At 74.3% G+C, this 14,574-nt stretch carries 13 protein-coding genes, 1 pseudogene and 2 riboswitches; of the genes and pseudogenes, 5 read left to right on the top strand and 9 right to left on the bottom strand.

Annotation, left to right across the window (positions count from 1 at the left end; all coding sequences use genetic code 11):
• The first annotated feature begins 25 nt into the window (after nucleotides 1-25).
• Nucleotides 26-844 (top strand): response regulator transcription factor, encoded by an 819-nt coding sequence (locus ACIQKA_RS13415; RefSeq protein WP_383151898.1) that lies wholly within the window; start codon nucleotides 26-28, stop codon nucleotides 842-844.
• Nucleotides 845-859: 15 nt separating this feature from the next.
• Here ACIQKA_RS13415 and ACIQKA_RS13420 read toward each other — a convergent pair whose 3' ends face one another.
• Entirely contained in the window at nucleotides 860-1,642 is a 783-nt protein-coding gene (locus tag ACIQKA_RS13420; protein WP_383151899.1) for a TSUP family transporter, read from the bottom strand.
• A gap of 77 nt (nucleotides 1,643-1,719) precedes the next feature.
• Here ACIQKA_RS13420 and ACIQKA_RS13425 point away from each other — a divergent pair.
• The 3 genes and pseudogenes from ACIQKA_RS13425 to ACIQKA_RS13435 all read left to right on the top strand — a co-directional run.
• Nucleotides 1,720-2,027 (top strand): annotated as a pseudogene (locus ACIQKA_RS13425) (3-hydroxyacyl-CoA dehydrogenase family protein); the annotation flags it as partial.
• Nucleotides 2,028-2,198: 171 nt separating this feature from the next.
• Nucleotides 2,199-2,354, top strand: a riboswitch (cobalamin riboswitch).
• 183 nt (nucleotides 2,355-2,537) lie between these two features.
• Nucleotides 2,538-4,856: a 5-methyltetrahydropteroyltriglutamate--homocysteine S-methyltransferase gene (gene metE, locus ACIQKA_RS13430; protein ID WP_402540947.1), complete on the top strand. Its 2,319-nt coding sequence runs from the start codon at nucleotides 2,538-2,540 to the stop codon at nucleotides 4,854-4,856.
• A gap of 181 nt (nucleotides 4,857-5,037) precedes the next feature.
• Nucleotides 5,038-6,324, top strand: coding sequence for a radical SAM protein (locus tag ACIQKA_RS13435; protein WP_390108539.1), 1,287 nt, complete (start codon nucleotides 5,038-5,040; stop codon nucleotides 6,322-6,324).
• On the opposite strand, the gene ACIQKA_RS13440 is transcribed toward ACIQKA_RS13435, so the two are convergent.
• The 8 genes from ACIQKA_RS13440 to ACIQKA_RS13475 all read right to left on the bottom strand — a co-directional run bounded on the left by ACIQKA_RS13440 (nucleotide 6,237) and on the right by ACIQKA_RS13475 (nucleotide 13,534).
• Nucleotides 6,237-7,124, bottom strand: coding sequence for an ATP-binding cassette domain-containing protein (locus ACIQKA_RS13440; protein ID WP_391094226.1), 888 nt, complete (start codon nucleotides 7,122-7,124; stop codon nucleotides 6,237-6,239). The genes ACIQKA_RS13435 and ACIQKA_RS13440 overlap by 88 nt on opposite strands.
• Nucleotides 7,121-8,179, bottom strand: a complete 1,059-nt coding sequence (locus tag ACIQKA_RS13445) for a FecCD family ABC transporter permease (protein ID WP_383442455.1) — start codon at nucleotides 8,177-8,179, stop codon at nucleotides 7,121-7,123. Before ACIQKA_RS13445 ends, ACIQKA_RS13440 begins: the two co-directional genes overlap by 4 nt.
• Entirely contained in the window at nucleotides 8,176-9,255 is a 1,080-nt protein-coding gene (locus ACIQKA_RS13450; protein ID WP_391094227.1) for an ABC transporter substrate-binding protein, read from the bottom strand. The genes ACIQKA_RS13445 and ACIQKA_RS13450 overlap by 4 nt, the downstream gene beginning before the upstream one ends.
• Nucleotides 9,256-9,310: 55 nt before the next feature.
• Nucleotides 9,311-9,436: riboswitch (cobalamin riboswitch) on the bottom strand.
• A 96-nt stretch (nucleotides 9,437-9,532) separates the two neighbouring features.
• Entirely contained in the window at nucleotides 9,533-9,739 is a 207-nt protein-coding gene (locus ACIQKA_RS13455; protein ID WP_391094229.1) for a cold shock domain-containing protein, read from the bottom strand.
• A 244-nt stretch (nucleotides 9,740-9,983) separates the two neighbouring features.
• Nucleotides 9,984-10,577: a TetR family transcriptional regulator gene (locus tag ACIQKA_RS13460; RefSeq protein WP_391094230.1), complete on the bottom strand. Its 594-nt coding sequence runs from the start codon at nucleotides 10,575-10,577 to the stop codon at nucleotides 9,984-9,986.
• 90 nt (nucleotides 10,578-10,667) lie between these two features.
• Nucleotides 10,668-11,432, bottom strand: a complete 765-nt coding sequence (locus tag ACIQKA_RS13465; protein ID WP_383151906.1) for an SDR family NAD(P)-dependent oxidoreductase — start codon at nucleotides 11,430-11,432, stop codon at nucleotides 10,668-10,670.
• A gap of 153 nt (nucleotides 11,433-11,585) precedes the next feature.
• Nucleotides 11,586-12,566 carry an NAD-dependent epimerase/dehydratase family protein gene (locus tag ACIQKA_RS13470; RefSeq protein WP_402540949.1) on the bottom strand — a complete coding sequence of 327 codons (981 nt, stop codon included), beginning with the start codon at nucleotides 12,564-12,566 and terminating at the stop codon, nucleotides 11,586-11,588.
• A gap of 17 nt (nucleotides 12,567-12,583) precedes the next feature.
• Complete coding sequence (locus tag ACIQKA_RS13475; RefSeq protein WP_390107768.1) at nucleotides 12,584-13,534, bottom strand: ScbA/BarX family gamma-butyrolactone biosynthesis protein; 951 nt, start codon at nucleotides 13,532-13,534, stop codon at nucleotides 12,584-12,586.
• 131 nt (nucleotides 13,535-13,665) lie between these two features.
• On the opposite strand from ACIQKA_RS13475, the gene ACIQKA_RS13480 reads away from it, so the two are divergent.
• Nucleotides 13,666-14,349: a ScbR family autoregulator-binding transcription factor gene (locus ACIQKA_RS13480; protein WP_383151909.1), complete on the top strand. Its 684-nt coding sequence runs from the start codon at nucleotides 13,666-13,668 to the stop codon at nucleotides 14,347-14,349.
• Nucleotides 14,350-14,574 lie beyond the last annotated feature (225 nt).

Here is a 14,574-nt window from a genome sequence, read left to right on the forward strand (position 1 = left end):
GTCGGCGGCCACGAAGGAGAGCGCGGTGCGCGAGCACGTCGGATCGTCGGTGGAGCTGCGCGGCGCGCTGCTGAGGCTGCGCCGCGCCACCGGGCTCCCGGTGGTCTTCGGGGGGCTGATGCACGAGACCCGGGGGCTGCGGATCGACGAGCTGAACGGCGCGGTGACGCCGGCCCTGCGCGGGCTCGCGATCTCGGCGGGCTCCGGCCTGGGCGGGAAGTGCCTGGCGCTCGGCCGGCCGTGCGCGGTGACGGACTACCCCTCGGCGCGGCACATCACGCACGAGTACGACGGCCCGGTGTCGGCGGAGGGGCTGCGGTCGGTGATCGCGGTGCCGGTCGTCGTGCGCCGGAGGGTGCGGGGCGTGCTGTACGGGGCGCTGCGCGACGCGCTGCCGGTCGGCGAGCGGGTCTTCGACGCGGCGGTCGCGGCGGCCCGCGACGTGGAACAGGCGTTGGCGGTACGGGACGAGGTCCGGGAACTCCTGGCCCCGCCCCCGCCCGGGCCCTCCTGGGAGGAGGTCCGCCGGGCGTACGGAGAACTGCGCGAACTGGCGCCGAGGGTCACGGACCCGGAGCTGCGGGAACGCCTCCTCGCGGTCTGCGGCCGCCTGGAGACCGCCTCGGGCTCCCCCGCCCCCCTCCCCGGGGTGACCCTCACCCCGCGCGAGACGGACGTCCTGGCGGCGATCGCCTCGGGCGCGACGAACGCCGTGGCGGCGACCCGCCTGGGCCTGCGCCCGGAGACGGTGAAGGGCTACCTGCGCTCGGCGATGCGGAAGCTGGGGGCGCGCACGCGGATGGAGGCGGTGGTGGCGGCGCGGGGGGCGGGGGTGTTGCCGTAGGGGCGGCCGGGCCCCTCACAACAGGGCCTGGACCGCGTACAGCGCTCCCAGGGTCGTCGCCAGGGTGCCCAGGAGGAGGCGGAGGGCGGTTTCCGGGAGGTGGGGTTGGAGGCGGGCGCCGAGGTAGCCGCCGATCAGGCCGCCGAGGCCGCAGGCGAGGCCGAGGGTCCAGTCGGGGGCGGCGGCCTCGGTGGTGGTGAGGGAGAGCAGGGCGAAGGTGACGGCTCCGACGACCGAGGTCGTGAAGGTGGCGGCGAGGGCCGCCGGGGCCACGCGGGCGACGGGGACGCCCCGGCCCGCCAGGATCGGGCCGAGGAGGGAGCCGCCGCCGATGCCGTAGATGCCGCCCACCACCCCGACCGCCAGGGCGAGTCCGGTGACGGTGCGGGGCGAGGGTTCGGCGGCGGGGCGCTCGCGGGCGGGGCGCAGGGTGCGGACGCACAGCCATGTGCCGAGGGGCAGCAGCAGCGCGGCGATGAGGAGGCGGAAGACGGTGGGGCCCGGGAGGGCGAAGACGCGGACGACCGCGCCGACCACCACCCCGGGGAGCGTGCCCGCCACCAGGCGGCGGGTGAGCGGGCCGCGCAGGGCGCCGGTCCTGCTGTGGCGCCAGAGGGCGCCGGGTCCCGCGACGACGTTGTACAGCAGGTTCGTCGGCGTGACGGAGGGGTTCGGCACGGCGAAGACGCTGAGCTGGACCGGGAGCAGGAACACCGCTCCCGAGACCCCGGCCGGCGCGGTCACCACGGAGATCAGCAGCCCCGCGGCCATCCCGCCCAGCAGCATCGCCCAGTCCATCGTGCCCCCGCCGCCGTTTCGAGATCGTCCGGACAGTATCCGGTCCGGTGCGGCAGGGCCTCCGCCTCCCCCTCCACACGATCCTCCACACCTCGGCGGCGACGGCCGCGGTGACCGACTTCGCGGCCCGCACCCCGGGCAAGACCGCGATCGGCTCCCACGACCGGGCCGGCTTCGTCGTCAACGCCCTGCTCGTCCCGTACCCGCTGTCCGCGATGCCGCGGCTCGCGGGCCTCACCGGGCTCGACGCGGTCGCCTCCATCGCGCGCTCGCTGTACGAGGAGTCCAAGGAACCCCTGTACGCGCCCCGCCGCTGCTCCTGCGGAGGGTGGAGGCGGGGCTGCTCGGCCGGAGGAGCGGCCGGGGGTTCCACGTCTACGACCGGGCGGAGACGCCCGGACGGCCGGCCCGCGCGAGCGGCCCCGCTTGCTCGATCCTCACTCGCGCGTCCCTCTCCCCTGCCCGAATGGCGAGATGCGCTCCCCCGCTCCGGCGGTCGACCCCGTAGTCTGACCGGGCAGCTGGTTCGCCCCCGTCCGCCAGGCGGGACGCGTCGTAAGAGGGAACCCGGTGGGAATCCGGGACTGCCCCGCAGCGGTGAGCGGGAACGACCGCCGTCATACGCACTGGCCCCGGGAAGGGGCTGGGAAGCGACGGCCACTAGGTGTCCGCCGGACCAGTCCGGAGGGCGTGCCCGCGAGTCCGAAGACCTGCCCGTTGCCCGCACGCGGACGACTCCGCGCGCGGACATCCCGGTGACCTCGAGGGCGGGTCGGCGCACACACCCGACGGACGACCGTGCCCGCCGCGCACGCGTACCGTCCGGTCCGTCGCCCCTTCGCGCCCTCTCCCCGTCCCCGGGACCTCAGGGATTCATCTCGCGAAGGAGATCTCCGTGACCACGAAGTCCGCAGCCGCGGCAGCACGGGCCACCGTGTACGGCTACCCGCGCCAGGGCCGGGACCGGGAGCTGAAGAAGGCGATCGAGGGCTACTGGAAGGGCCGCGTCACCGCCGACGCCCTCCGGTCCACCGCCGCCGAACTGCGCCGGACCAACTGGCGGCAGCTCGCCGGGGCCGGCGTCCACGAGGTGCCGACCGGCGACTTCTCGTACTACGACCACGTCCTGGACACCACCGTCATGGTGGGCGCGATCCCCGCTCGCCACCGCGAGGCCGTCGCGGCCGACGCCCTGGACGGCTACTTCGCCATGGCGCGCGGCACGCAGGACGTCGCCCCGCTGGAGATGACGAAGTGGTTCGACACGAACTACCACTACCTGGTGCCGGAGCTGGGGCCCGACACGGTCTTCACGGCCGACTCGGCCAAGCAGGTCGCGGAGCTGGCGGAGGCGCTGGCCCTGGGCCTCGCCGCCCGGCCCGTGCTCGTGGGCCCCGTCACCTACCTGCTGCTCGCCAAGCCCGCGCCGGGCGTGCCCGCCGACTTCGACCCGCTGACCCTGCTCGACCGGCTCCTGCCGGTGTACGCGGAGGTCCTCGCGGACCTGCGCGCGGCCGGCGCCGAGTGGGTGCAGCTCGACGAGCCCGCGCTCGTCCAGGACCGGACCCCGGCCGACCTGAACGCCGCCGCGCGCGCCTACCGCGACCTCGGCGCGCCCAGCGACCGGCCCCGGCTCCTCGTCGCCTCGTACTTCGACCGGCTCGGCGACGCCCTGCCCGTCCTGGCGAAGGCGCCGGTCGAGGGCCTCGCGCTCGACTTCACCGGTCCGGCGGCGGCCAACCTGGAGGGCCTCGCCGCCGTCGGCGGCCTGCCCGGCAAGCGCCTCGTCGCCGGTGTGGTCGACGGGCGCAACATCTGGGTCAACGACCTGGAGAAGTCCCTGTCCGTCCTCGGCACCCTGCTCGGCCTCGCCGACCGGGTCGACGTCTCCGCCTCCTGCTCGCTGCTCCACGTGCCGCTCGACGCGGCGGCCGAGAAGGACGTCGACCCACAGATCCTGCGCTGGCTCTCCTTCGCGAAGCAGAAGACCACCGAGATCACGACGCTGGCCGAGGGCCTGTCGCGGGGCACCGACGCGATCGCCGGCGAACTGGCCGCCAACCGCGCCGCCCTCGCCTCCCGCGCGAACTCCCCGATCACCCGGAACCCGGCCGTGCGCACCCGCACCGGGGCCGTCACCGGGGCGGACGCCCGCCGTTCGCAGCCGTACGCCGAGCGGGCCGCCGCCCAGCGCGCCCACCTGGGCCTGCCGCTGCTCCCGACCACCACCATCGGCTCCTTCCCGCAGACCGGCGAGCTGCGCACCGCCCGCGCCGACCTACGGGCCGGGCGGATCGACGCGGCCGGGTACGAGGAGCGCATCAGGGCCGAGATCCAGGAGGTGGTCGCGTACCAGGAGAAGGCCGGGGTCGACGTCCTGGTGCACGGCGAGCCCGAGCGCAACGACATGGTGCAGTACTTCGCCGAACGGCTCGACGGCTACCTCGCCACCCAGCACGGCTGGGTCCAGTCGTACGGCACCCGCTACGTCCGCCCGCCGGTCCTGGCCGGCGACATCTCGCGGCCCGAGCCGATGACGGTGCGCTGGACCTCGTACGCCCAGTCCCTCACGTCCAGGCCCGTCAAGGGCATGCTGACGGGCCCGGTCACCATGCTCGCCTGGTCGTTCGTCCGCGACGACCAGCCGCTCGGCGAGACCGCCCGGCAGGTCGCCCTCGCCCTGCGCGACGAGGTGGGCGACCTGGAGGCGGCCGGCACCTCCGTCATCCAGGTGGACGAGCCGGCGCTGCGCGAGACGCTGCCGCTGCGGGCCGCCGACCGTCCGGCGTACCTGGCGTGGGCGACCGGGGCGTTCCGGCTCGCCACCGGCGGCGTGCGGCCGGACACGCAGGTCCACACCCACATGTGCTACGCCGAGTTCGGGGACGTCGTCCAGGCGATCGACGACCTCGACGCGGACGTCATCAGCCTGGAGGCGGCCCGCTCCCACATGCAGGTGGCCCGCGAGCTCGCCGCCCACGGCTATCCGCGCGAGGCCGGTCCCGGCGTCTGGGACATCCACTCGCCCCGGGTGCCGAGCGCGGAGGAGGCGGCGGACCTGCTGCGCACCGGCCTGGAGGCGATCCCCGCCGAGCGCCTGTGGGTCAACCCCGACTGCGGTCTGAAGACCCGCGCCTGGCCGGAGACCCGGGCCTCCCTGGAGAACCTGGTCGCCGCCGCCCGCACCGTGCGGGGGGAGCTGTCCGGCGCCTGACGGCGTCCGCCGGGTCCGGGGCCGCGCCGCCCCGGACCCGGCGGTCCGGGAGCCCCGGCCGACCCGTCGCGGGTGTGCGCGCGTAGCGTGGGGTACACGTCGGCTCCATAAGCCCCTCACCTCCGGAGACCCGCCTGTGTCCAGCGTCGCACCCACCCGCACGTCCGTCGTGGAGTCCCTCATGGAGCGCTTCCCGGGGATTCCCCGGGAGGCCGTGCTCAAGGAGGACCTGCTGCGCGGCGGGGTCGCCTTCGACCCCTCCGCCCTGTCCGGCAACGAGGGCGGCGAGGTGAAGCCGAAGTCGTACTTCATCTTCTCCTTCGACCACCGGACGCTGCCGGAGCTCGGGGAGGCGGCCCTGAACCGCCCGCCGGAGGAGATCGTGCTGACCGGCGGTCCGTACGGGCTGCGCCGCACGGTGGTGTCGGTGCGGGTGAACCCGTCCTCGCCGTACCGGGTCGCGCCGGACGGGGACGGGGCGCTCGCCCTGTTCCTGGACGGGGCGCGGATCGCGGACGTCGGCCTGCCGCCGATGCCGGAGTACTACCGGCACCCGCTGTCGAACGGCAAGTCCGTGATGGAGGTGGCGCCGACGATCCAGTGGGGCTACCTGATCTACCTGACGGTCTTCCGGGTGTGCCAGTACTTCGGCGCCAAGGAGGAGTGCCAGTACTGCGACATCAACCACAACTGGCGCCAGCACAAGGCGGCGGGCCGCCCGTACACCGGGGTGAAGCCGGTGGACGAGGTCCTGGAGGCCCTGGAGATCATCGACCGGCACGACACGGCCCGCGCGTCGACCGCGTACACCCTGACCGGCGGGGCCGTCACCTCGCAGGTCGGCGGGAAGGACGAGGCCGACTTCTACGGGCAGTACGCGCAGGCGATCGAGGAGCGCTTCCCCGGCCGCTGGATCGGCAAGGTCGTCGCGCAGGCCCTGCCCAAGGAGGACGTGCGGCGCTTCCACGACTACGGCATCCGGATCTACCACCCGAACTACGAGGTGTGGGACCGGCGCCTGTTCGAGCTGTACTGCCCCGGCAAGGAGCGCTACATCGGCCGGGACGAGTGGCACCGCCGGATCCTGGACTCGGCGGAGGTCTTCGGGCCGCGCAACGTCATCCCGAACTTCGTCGCCGGGGTCGAGATGGCGCGCCCCTCGGGCTTCCTGACCGTGGACGAGGCGATCGCCTCCACCCGGGAGGGCCTGCGGTTCTTCATGTCGCGCGGGATCACGCCCCGGTTCACCACCTGGTGCCCGGAGCCGACGACGCCGCTGGGCCGCGAGAACCCGGACGGCGCGCCCCTGGAGTACCACCTGCGGCTCCTGGAGGCGTACACGGAGACGCTCCGGGAGAACGGCCTGACCGCCCCGCCCGGCTACGGTCCGGCCGGTCCCGGGCGCGCGGTGTTCTCGGTCAGCTCCTTCATGGACGCGCTGGAGCCGGAGTCCGGCGACGCGGAGTAGGGGGGCCCGGCCGTCCCCAGGAAGCGGACGTGGGGGCGGCGGCCGGGGTCCGGGTGCGTCACGGCGGCCCGGACCCGGTAGACGTCCGCGATCAGCTCCTCGGTGAGCACCTCGTCCGGCGTGCCGCAGGCGACCACGCGGCCGGCGGAGAGGACCACGAGCCGCTCGCAGTACATCGCCGCGAGGTTCAGGTCGTGCAGGGCGACGACGGCGGTGAGGCGCAGCCCCGAGACGAGCTCCATGAGGTCCAGCTGGTGCTGGACGTCGAGGTGGTTGGTGGGCTCGTCGAGGAGGAGCTCGCGCGGTTCCTGGGCGAGGGCGCGGGCGATCTGGACGCGCTGGCGCTCGCCGCCGGAGAGGGTCCGCCAGGGCTGGCGGGCGCGGTCGGCGAGCCCGGTGCGGGCGAGGGCGGAGCGGACGGCGGCCTCGTCGGCCGCCGAGGGCGGGGTCCAGGCCCTGCGGTGCGGGACGCGGCCGAGGCGCACGACGTCCACGACGGTCAGGTCGGTCTGGGTGTCGGACTGCTGCTCGACCGTGGCGAGGCGCCGGGCGACGGTCCTGCGGCCGAGTCCGGCCAGCGGGTCGCCGTCGAGGGTGACGACCCCGGAGTCGGGGGCGAGGACGCCGGCGAGGAGCCGCAGGAGCGTGGACTTGCCGGAGCCGTTGGGGCCGAGGAGGCCGGTGACGGTGCCGGGGACCGGGGCGACGCTGACGCCGTCGAGGACGAGGGTGCCGCCGGCGGTGCGCGAGACCCGGTCGGCGCGCAGGCCCGCGCCCGTGTCTCCTCCGGTGGAGGTCATCGGGTGCTCCTCGTGCTGCGCGTGCGGTGGAGGACCAGGACGAAGGCCGGGACGCCGATCAGCGAGGTCACCACGCCCACCGGGACCTCCTGGGGGTCGAGGACGGTGCGGGCGAGCGTGTCGGCCCAGACCAGGAAGACCGCTCCGGCCAGGGCGGTGACCGGCAGGAGCCGGGCGTGGCCGGGCCCGGTGAGCGCGCGGGCGGCGTGCGGCAGGACGAGTCCGACGAAGCCGATGGCCCCGGCGGCGGAGACCAGGGCGGCCGTCAGGAGGGCGGTGACGCAGAGGAGGACCAGCCGGGTCCGGGCGACGGAGACGCCGAGCGAGGCGGCGGCCTCCTCGCCGAAGGCGAACGCGTCCAGGGTCCGCGCGTACCCGAGGCAGGTCGTCAGGGCCGTCGCGAGGACCGCGAGGCACACCCACACGTCGGTCCAGCCGGCCCCGGCGAGCGAGCCGAGCAGCCAGAAGAGGACGCCCCGGGTGGTCTCCGCGTCGGCGGCCGTCATCACGACGAAGGAGGTGAGGGCGGAGAAGAGCTGCATGGCGGCGATCCCGGAGAGGACCACGCGGTCCGTCGAGCCGCCGAGGGTGTGGCTGAGCAGCAGCACGAGCGCGAAGGAGCAGACCGCGCCGAGGAACGCCCCGCCGGTGACGGAGAGGACCCCTCCGCCGACCCCGAGGACGACGACCGCGACCGCGCCGGTCGAGGCGCCCGAGGAGACGCCCAGGACGAAGGGGTCGGCGAGCGGGTTGCGCAGCAGCGACTGCATCACCGCGCCGCAGAGGGCGAGCCCGGCGCCGCAGACGGCGGCCAGGAGGGTGCGGGGCAGCCGCAGGTCCCACACGATCCCGTCCCGGATCGGGGAGAGCGCCGGGGCGCCGCCGCCGAGGTGGGCGGCGACCGTCGCCCAGACGTCGGCGACGCCGATGCGGGCCGGGCCGATGGTGATCGCCGCGGCGACCGACGCGGCCAGGAGGGCGAGTCCGGCCGCCGTCCACAGCGGGACCGCGGCTCCCGCGCGCGCCGGGGACGGCTTCACGGCCGTGGGGGTCACTTGGCGAGGCCGTACGAGCGGAGCGCCGCCGCCACCTTCTCGACGGCCTCGACGGTGCGGATCGTGGGGTTGAGCGCCTGGCCGCTGAGCAGCACGTACCGCTTGTTCTCGACCGCCGTCATGCTGCGGGTGACCGGGTCGGACTCCAGGAACTCGATCTTCTCGGCGGCGCTCTCGGCCGACTGCGAGCGGCGGGTGAGGTCGCCGATGACGAGGACGTCGGGGTCGCGGTCGGCGACGGTCTCCCAGTTGATCTGGGGCCACTCCTCCCTGGTGTCGTCGAAGACGTTCTTCGCGCCCAGCTCGCGGGAGACGATGCCGGGGGCGCCGCAGCAGCCCGCCATGTAGGGCGCCTCGGCGTTGGCGAACCAGTAGAGGACGGTGGCGTCCTTGAAGTCCCCGCCCGAAGTGGCCTTCGTCACGCGGGCCTTGAGCTCGGCGACGAGCTTCTCGCCGCGCTCCGGGACCGCGAAGATCCGGGCCAGGTCGCGGATCTCGCCGTAGACCGTCTCCATGGTGAGCGGTCGGACGCGGACGCCGTCGCCGTCGCCGCTGTTGTCCTTGCCGACGCAGTCGGTGGGCGAGAGGTAGGTGGGGACGCCGAGCTTCTCGAACCGCTCGCGGGCCGCCACCCCGCCCTTGCCGAGGGTGTACGTGAAGGAGGCGGCGGCGAAGTCGGGTTCGGCGTCGAGGACCTTCTCGAAGGAGGGGTAGCGGTCGGCGAGGCGCGGGACCTCGGCGTTCTCCTTCTCCAGGCCCTTGAGGACGGGGTCCGTCCAGGTGCCGGTGCCCACCATGCGGTCGGCGAGGCCGAGGGAGAGCATGATCTCCGCCGCGCCCTGGTCGAGGGCGACGGCCCGCTCCGGCGCGCGCTCGACGCGGACGGGCCGTCCGCAGTTGTCGTCGAGGACGACGGGATACCCGTTCTTCGGCTTCCCGGCGGGCCGGTCGGACGCGGGGGTGGTCCCCGCGCCGCAGCCGGTCGCGGTCAGGAGCAGGACTCCGGTCAGGAACGGCACGGCGGAGCGGACGGGGTGTGCGAGCGGCACGGGACTTCCTCTGCGGCCACGGCTCATGCGCGGAGCCTGTCGTACGGTGCTCCCCGGGCGGGCGTGCGCCGGGGCCGCCAGCAGGTCTTCGGACTCGGGGTCGTCCGGACGGGGCGCCTTCCCGGGCCGTCGTCGCCGCCCAGTGGCCGATGCTCCGCCCGTCGCCCTCACCGCTGCGCGTCAGTTCCGGTCTCGCACCGGATTCCCTGACCCGTGCACGCACCCGTTCGGGCGCGTACAAAGGTGCGACTGGCCCCGGCACAGTACCACCGGCCCGGGGACGTGCCCGGGGGCGCGGTGGGCGTCAGACGCGCAGCTGCCTGGCCTCGAAGCGGCCGTCCCCGAGGACCAGGACGAAGGAGACCTGCTGCCCCTCCGAGACGGTCCCGCTCTCGTCCTCGATGTCCTCCGCGCTGAACCAGACCTGGTCCCGGGAGCCGACGGGGACGACGAACCCGTATCCCCCGAGACGGTTGAAGGACCGCACGAACCCTTTGCTCCTGCCTTCCACGGCTGCCTCCTCCTCGGCGTCGGCGACGCGGGCGAGGGGTGTCCCGGCCGGGTCCGGCCGTGTCCGCGTCTCAGGGGAGGTGTACCCCGTCCGTCCGCGCTTCGCCCGTCGGCGGGCGGCGGTGCGCGAGCACTCCCGGGCATCTCGTAGAATATTCAACAGAGGTCCGGTGTCGGAGATCCCCCGTGTTCGACACCGGGCCTCGTCGTGTGTCCGGCGCCTTCCGGAGCGGGCGGGGCGCTCCTCAGCGGCCTCCGGGGTACGAGATCCTCGCCGTGATCCTGGCGATGCGCGCCGCCGTCTCGGCGGGCGGGGCCACCGGCTGGACGATGTGGCTGACGGTGAGCCGGACGACCGTCTCGACGGCGAGCCCGCGCGACTCCTCGTCCACCTCGGGCCAGGCCTCGGTCGCGTACGTGTGGAGCATCGCCATGGCCGTGCCGAAGACCGGCTCCGTGCGGGTGGTGAGGTAGGCGAGGAGGTCGTCCTCGCCGCCCCGTGCCGCGACCAGGACGCTCTTGATGAGGGGGTTGTCCACGGCCTGCTGGAGCGTGTAGCCGACGCCGGCCGCCGCAGCCGCCTCCAACTCACCGCGGTGGGAGTCGAGTTCGCGCTCGATGCCGATCAGGAAGCCCTCCAGCTCGCGCTGGACCAGGGCGTCGCCGATGGCCTCCTTCGCCCCGAACTCGTTGTAGAGGGTCTGGCGGCTGATGCCGGCGGCCCGCGCGATGGAGGTCATGCGCAGCCCGCTCCAGCCCTCGGCGGCGACGAGGCGGTGGGCGGCGTCGAGCACCTGCTCGCGCAGCAGGGACCGGACGCTCTCGCGGAAACGTGTCATCGTGCCCCCACTTTATCGACGGGGAACCGCCCCGAGGAGGGGTGCGCGGGGACCGGTCCGAGGCCGGCCCCCGGGCCGGAGCGGGCGGGTTCAGAGCGCGGTGCCGCCCGTCACGTCCACGTACTGGCCGGTGATCCAGCGGGCGTCGTCGGAGACGAGGAAGGCGACCACGTCCGCCACGTCGGCGGGCGTCCCGAGCCGGTTGAAGACCGAGAGCGCGGCGAGGGCGGCGCTCGCCTCGGGCGTCGCCCGGCGCCGCGCGTTCATGTCCGTCGCGATGTAGCCGGGGGCCACGGCGTTGACCGTGATGCCCCGGGGGCCCAGCTCCTTGGCGAGGGCGAGGGTCATCGTGTCGACGGCCCCCTTGGTCATCGCGTACGTGACGGAGTCGGGGAAGGCGTGCCGCGTCGCCGCCGAGGAGATGTTGACGATCCGGCCGCCGTCGCGCAGCCGGTCCAGGCCCCGCTGGACGAGGAAGAGCGGGGCCCTCACGTTGATCGCGAACAGCCGGTCGAAGGTCTCGGTGGTGAGCTGGTGGATGCGGCCGGAGCCGCTCGCGCCCGCGTTGTTGACGAGGACGTCGAACCCGGGCCCCTCGCCCAGCTCCGCGAGGCCGGCGTCCAGGGCGGCGTAGAACACGTCGACGGCGTCCGGCGCCGCCAGGTCCGCGCGGAACGGGAAGGCCCGGCCGCCGTTCTTCCCGATGGTCGCCACCGTCTCGCGGGCGGCCTCCTCGTCGCTGCCGTAGTGCACGGCGACCAGGGCGCCGTCACGGGCGAGGCGCTCGGCGATGCCCCTTCCGATGCCGCGGCTCGCTCCGGTGACGATCGCGGTCTTTCCGTCCAGCGCGGACATGTCGGTGGCGCCTTCTCTCGGTTCGTTCGGTTCGTTCGGTTCGTTCGGTCGGGGGTGGTGCGGTGCGGGCCGGGGTCCGCGGTTCTCGCGGTTTCGCGCTTCTCGCGGTGCGGGCCGCGCCCTCGGCTCTCCCGGTCCCGAGGCGGCGCCGGGTCAGGAGGACCCGGGCGGGGCCGTCCGGGCGGGGCCGAGCGTGCTCCGGTACCACTCCAGGTGGCCGGCGATCCCCTCGACGAAGCCGGGGCCCGGGTCGCAGCCCAGCTCCTTCCAGGGCCGGTCGTCGGAGAACCAGTGGTCGACGGCGAGCATGTCGAGGTGGTGGACGGCGAAGGGGTGGGCGGCCAGGAGGGCGCGTGCCTCCGCGACGTCGAGGGCCGGTCCCCGGCGCGGCCCGGCCCGGTGGGCGAGCAGCTCCTCGCCCACCGCGAGCAGCTCCCCGGCGGGCACCGGATCGGGGTGGTCGACGTGGTACGGGCCGGCCTGGGTGTCCGGCGAGAGGGCGGCGGCGAGCAGGACGCGGGCCAGGGCGCCCACCTCGATCAGGGAGTGCAGCGAGGTGCCGCCGTCGAGCGGGCCGGGCAGCGCGCCGAGGAGCCCGACGATGCCGGGCACGAGCTGCCGGTCCCCGGTCCCGTACACGAGGTGGGGGCGCAGGACGGTCCCGCCGGCCTCCACGACGTGCCGCTCGCCCGCCGCGCGGGTGCGGCTGGTGGCCGAGACGGGGGCGATCGGCAGGGTGCCGGGGGCGGCGGCGCGGAAGGGGCCGCGGCCGTGGACGGAGGCCGTGCTCAGGGCGACGATCCTGGTCACCCCGGCGCGCACCGCCGCGTCGACCAGGGCCCGGGTGCCCTCGTCGTTGACGGCGCGGGCCGTCTCCTCGTCGCCGCCGACCGCGGAGGCGCAGTGGATCAGCACGTCGGCGCCTTCGCAGGCCCGGCGCAGGGAGTCGGGGTCCCGGAGGTCGCCCGGGACGGTCTCGGCCGCCGGAGCGCGCTCCGGTCCGGCGTCCGCCGCCGGGGGGAGCGGGCCGCGGGCGAGCAGGCGTACGGGCCCGGCCTCCGCCGCCGTCGCGGCGGCGGCCACCCGGCCGCCGATGAAGCCGGACGCGCCGGTGATCAGGATGCGAGGAGCCATCGTCGTCGTCCGGCCCTTCAGCCGGCCAGCCGGACGGCGGCGCCGGGGCCGGCCACCGCCGGTTCCCGGGGCGGGGAGGTGAGCGTGCAGACGAAGACGGGCAGGCCGTCCTGCTGTCCGGTGACGCGGACGGTGGTCGCCGGGTCGCCGGGGGCGGCCACGACCTCGGCCTCGACCCAGCAGGGGGTGTCGAGCTCGGCGTAGCGCGAGAAGGAGAGGTCCACGACGGTGGGGAGGTAGACGGTGTTGCCGGTCGCCAGCATCGCCGCCTGCCGGGCCGCTTCGAGCAGGACCATTCCGGGGACGTGGTCGTTCGGGCGGCGGAAGAGCGTGGGGTGGGCGGTGTTGATCCGCAGCTGCCACCGGCCGGGGCGGTCGCCGGGGCCCAGGACGACGTCCTTGGCGTCCTCGCGGCCGACCAGGTGCGGGGCCACCGCGGGTATCAGGGGGACCGGGCGGCCGAGGGCGGCCATGCGGTCGCCGCGCATCCTGCGGTACGCCGGCGCCGAGGTGCAGCGGATCGTGCCGCCACCGGTCGAGATCCGGCGCCCGTCGCGGGTCAGCACGACGTCGACGCGCAGGTTGCGCACCCGGCCCGGCCTCCCGTCGTAGCCGGGGAAGGCGATGTCGACGGCGATCTCCGGGGAGGAGCCGTCGAGGAGGAGCAGCTCGGGGTCGGCGGTGTAATACAGGTCCCACATGACGAACTGATCGTCCACGGGTACCCCGAACCCGGCGTGAACCACGAGCATGGTGGCCTGACGCATCGTCTCGGCCACCAGGACCGGGTCGTGCCGGCCACCTGCCGCCGGCGAGAAGAAGGGATGCGAGGCAGGCCAGCGGGCGGAGACGGAATACCGGTTCTCCTGTGATCTCGTCCAGCTCGTGGGGATGATGTCTGCCGGGTCGTGCCGGTGGACGAACTCCCCGGGTACGGGTGTCGTCGCTTCTCGGTGGTGCTGTTCCATGGCTCCCCCTCGTACTTCACTGCACACCCCGGACGGCAATTCCGCCCGGCGTAGGGTACTTAGAGCGCGGTTTTCTTTTCAATGCTTCGAGTCACACGGCGAGCACAGACAGCGAGACAGCGGGAGGCGCCTTGGCGCAGCAAGCACGTGCAATTCGGACCCGGCAGACGATTCTGGAGTCGGCCGCCGCCGTTTTTGCCGAGCGAGGCTACGAGCGGACGACCATCGGGGAGATCCTGGTGCGCGCCGGGGTGACGAAGGGGGCGCTGTATTTCCACTTCACCTCCAAGGAGGACCTGGCCGTCGGCGTGCTGGCCGCCCAGATGCTCGACGAGCCGCTCACCCCGCAGCCCATCAAGGTGCAGGAGCTCGTCGACCAGGGCTTCCTCCTCGCCCACCGGTTGCAGTGCGACCCGCTGGTGCGGGCGAGCGTCGCGCTGGCGCTGGACAGCGGCGCCATGGGAATCGACCGGGCCGCTCCGTTCCGGGCCTGGATCGACCAGGTGTCGGAGGCCCTGATGGCGGCGAAGGCGCAGGGAGAACTCCTGGTCCACGTGGACGTGACGGACACCGCCGAACTCTTCTCGGGTGCTTTCGCCGGAATCCAGACCATGTCCCAGATCCTGCGCGACCGGAATGATCTGACGCACCGCGTTCTGGTCCTGCTCCGACACGTCATGCCGACGATATGCACCCCGGCCGTGCTGATTCGCCTGGAGATGACCGAGAGCCGCGCGAAGGAGCTGGCCGCCGAATACGACGCGAACCGGCTCCGCCGCAATGAGGAGAACTTCGCGGAAATCTCCCGCCCGTAGGGCCGGCCGCCCGGTCCGTCCGGCGCCCCGACGCGTCACGCGTCGGGGCGCCCTGGCGTTTGTGGCACTGAGTGTGCTTTGCTGAGGGTACTCAGTGCCACAAGCGTCTAGGGGAGCTCCACATCATGGGCAAGGACTTCGATCTGTATCGGCCTTCGGAGGAGCACGACATGCTCCGGGAGTCGGTGCGTGCGCTGGCGGAGGCGAAGATCGCGCCGTTCGCGG

The organism is Streptomyces sp. NPDC092045 (assembly GCF_044756005.1).
In the GTDB taxonomy this organism is placed as follows: domain Bacteria; phylum Actinomycetota; class Actinomycetes; order Streptomycetales; family Streptomycetaceae; genus Streptomyces.

What these genes read in the sequence shown, in the direction of transcription:
- ACIQKA_RS13420 (WP_383151899.1), bottom strand. Translation starts at nt 1,642, where the DNA reads ATGGACTGGGCGATGCTGCTGGGCGGGATGGCCGCGGGGCTGCTGATC.
- ACIQKA_RS13435 (WP_390108539.1), top strand. Translation starts at nt 5,038, where the DNA reads ATGGAGCGCTTCCCGGGGATTCCCCGGGAGGCCGTGCTCAAGGAGGAC.
- ACIQKA_RS13440 (WP_391094226.1), bottom strand. Translation starts at nt 7,124, where the DNA reads ATGACCTCCACCGGAGGAGACACGGGCGCGGGCCTGCGCGCCGACCGG.
- ACIQKA_RS13450 (WP_391094227.1), bottom strand. Translation starts at nt 9,255, where the DNA reads ATGAGCCGTGGCCGCAGAGGAAGTCCCGTGCCGCTCGCACACCCCGTC.
- ACIQKA_RS13460 (WP_391094230.1), bottom strand. Translation starts at nt 10,577, where the DNA reads ATGACACGTTTCCGCGAGAGCGTCCGGTCCCTGCTGCGCGAGCAGGTG.
- ACIQKA_RS13465 (WP_383151906.1), bottom strand. Translation starts at nt 11,432, where the DNA reads ATGTCCGCGCTGGACGGAAAGACCGCGATCGTCACCGGAGCGAGCCGC.
- ACIQKA_RS13470 (WP_402540949.1), bottom strand. Translation starts at nt 12,566, where the DNA reads ATGGCTCCTCGCATCCTGATCACCGGCGCGTCCGGCTTCATCGGCGGC.
- ACIQKA_RS13475 (WP_390107768.1), bottom strand. Translation starts at nt 13,534, where the DNA reads ATGGAACAGCACCACCGAGAAGCGACGACACCCGTACCCGGGGAGTTC.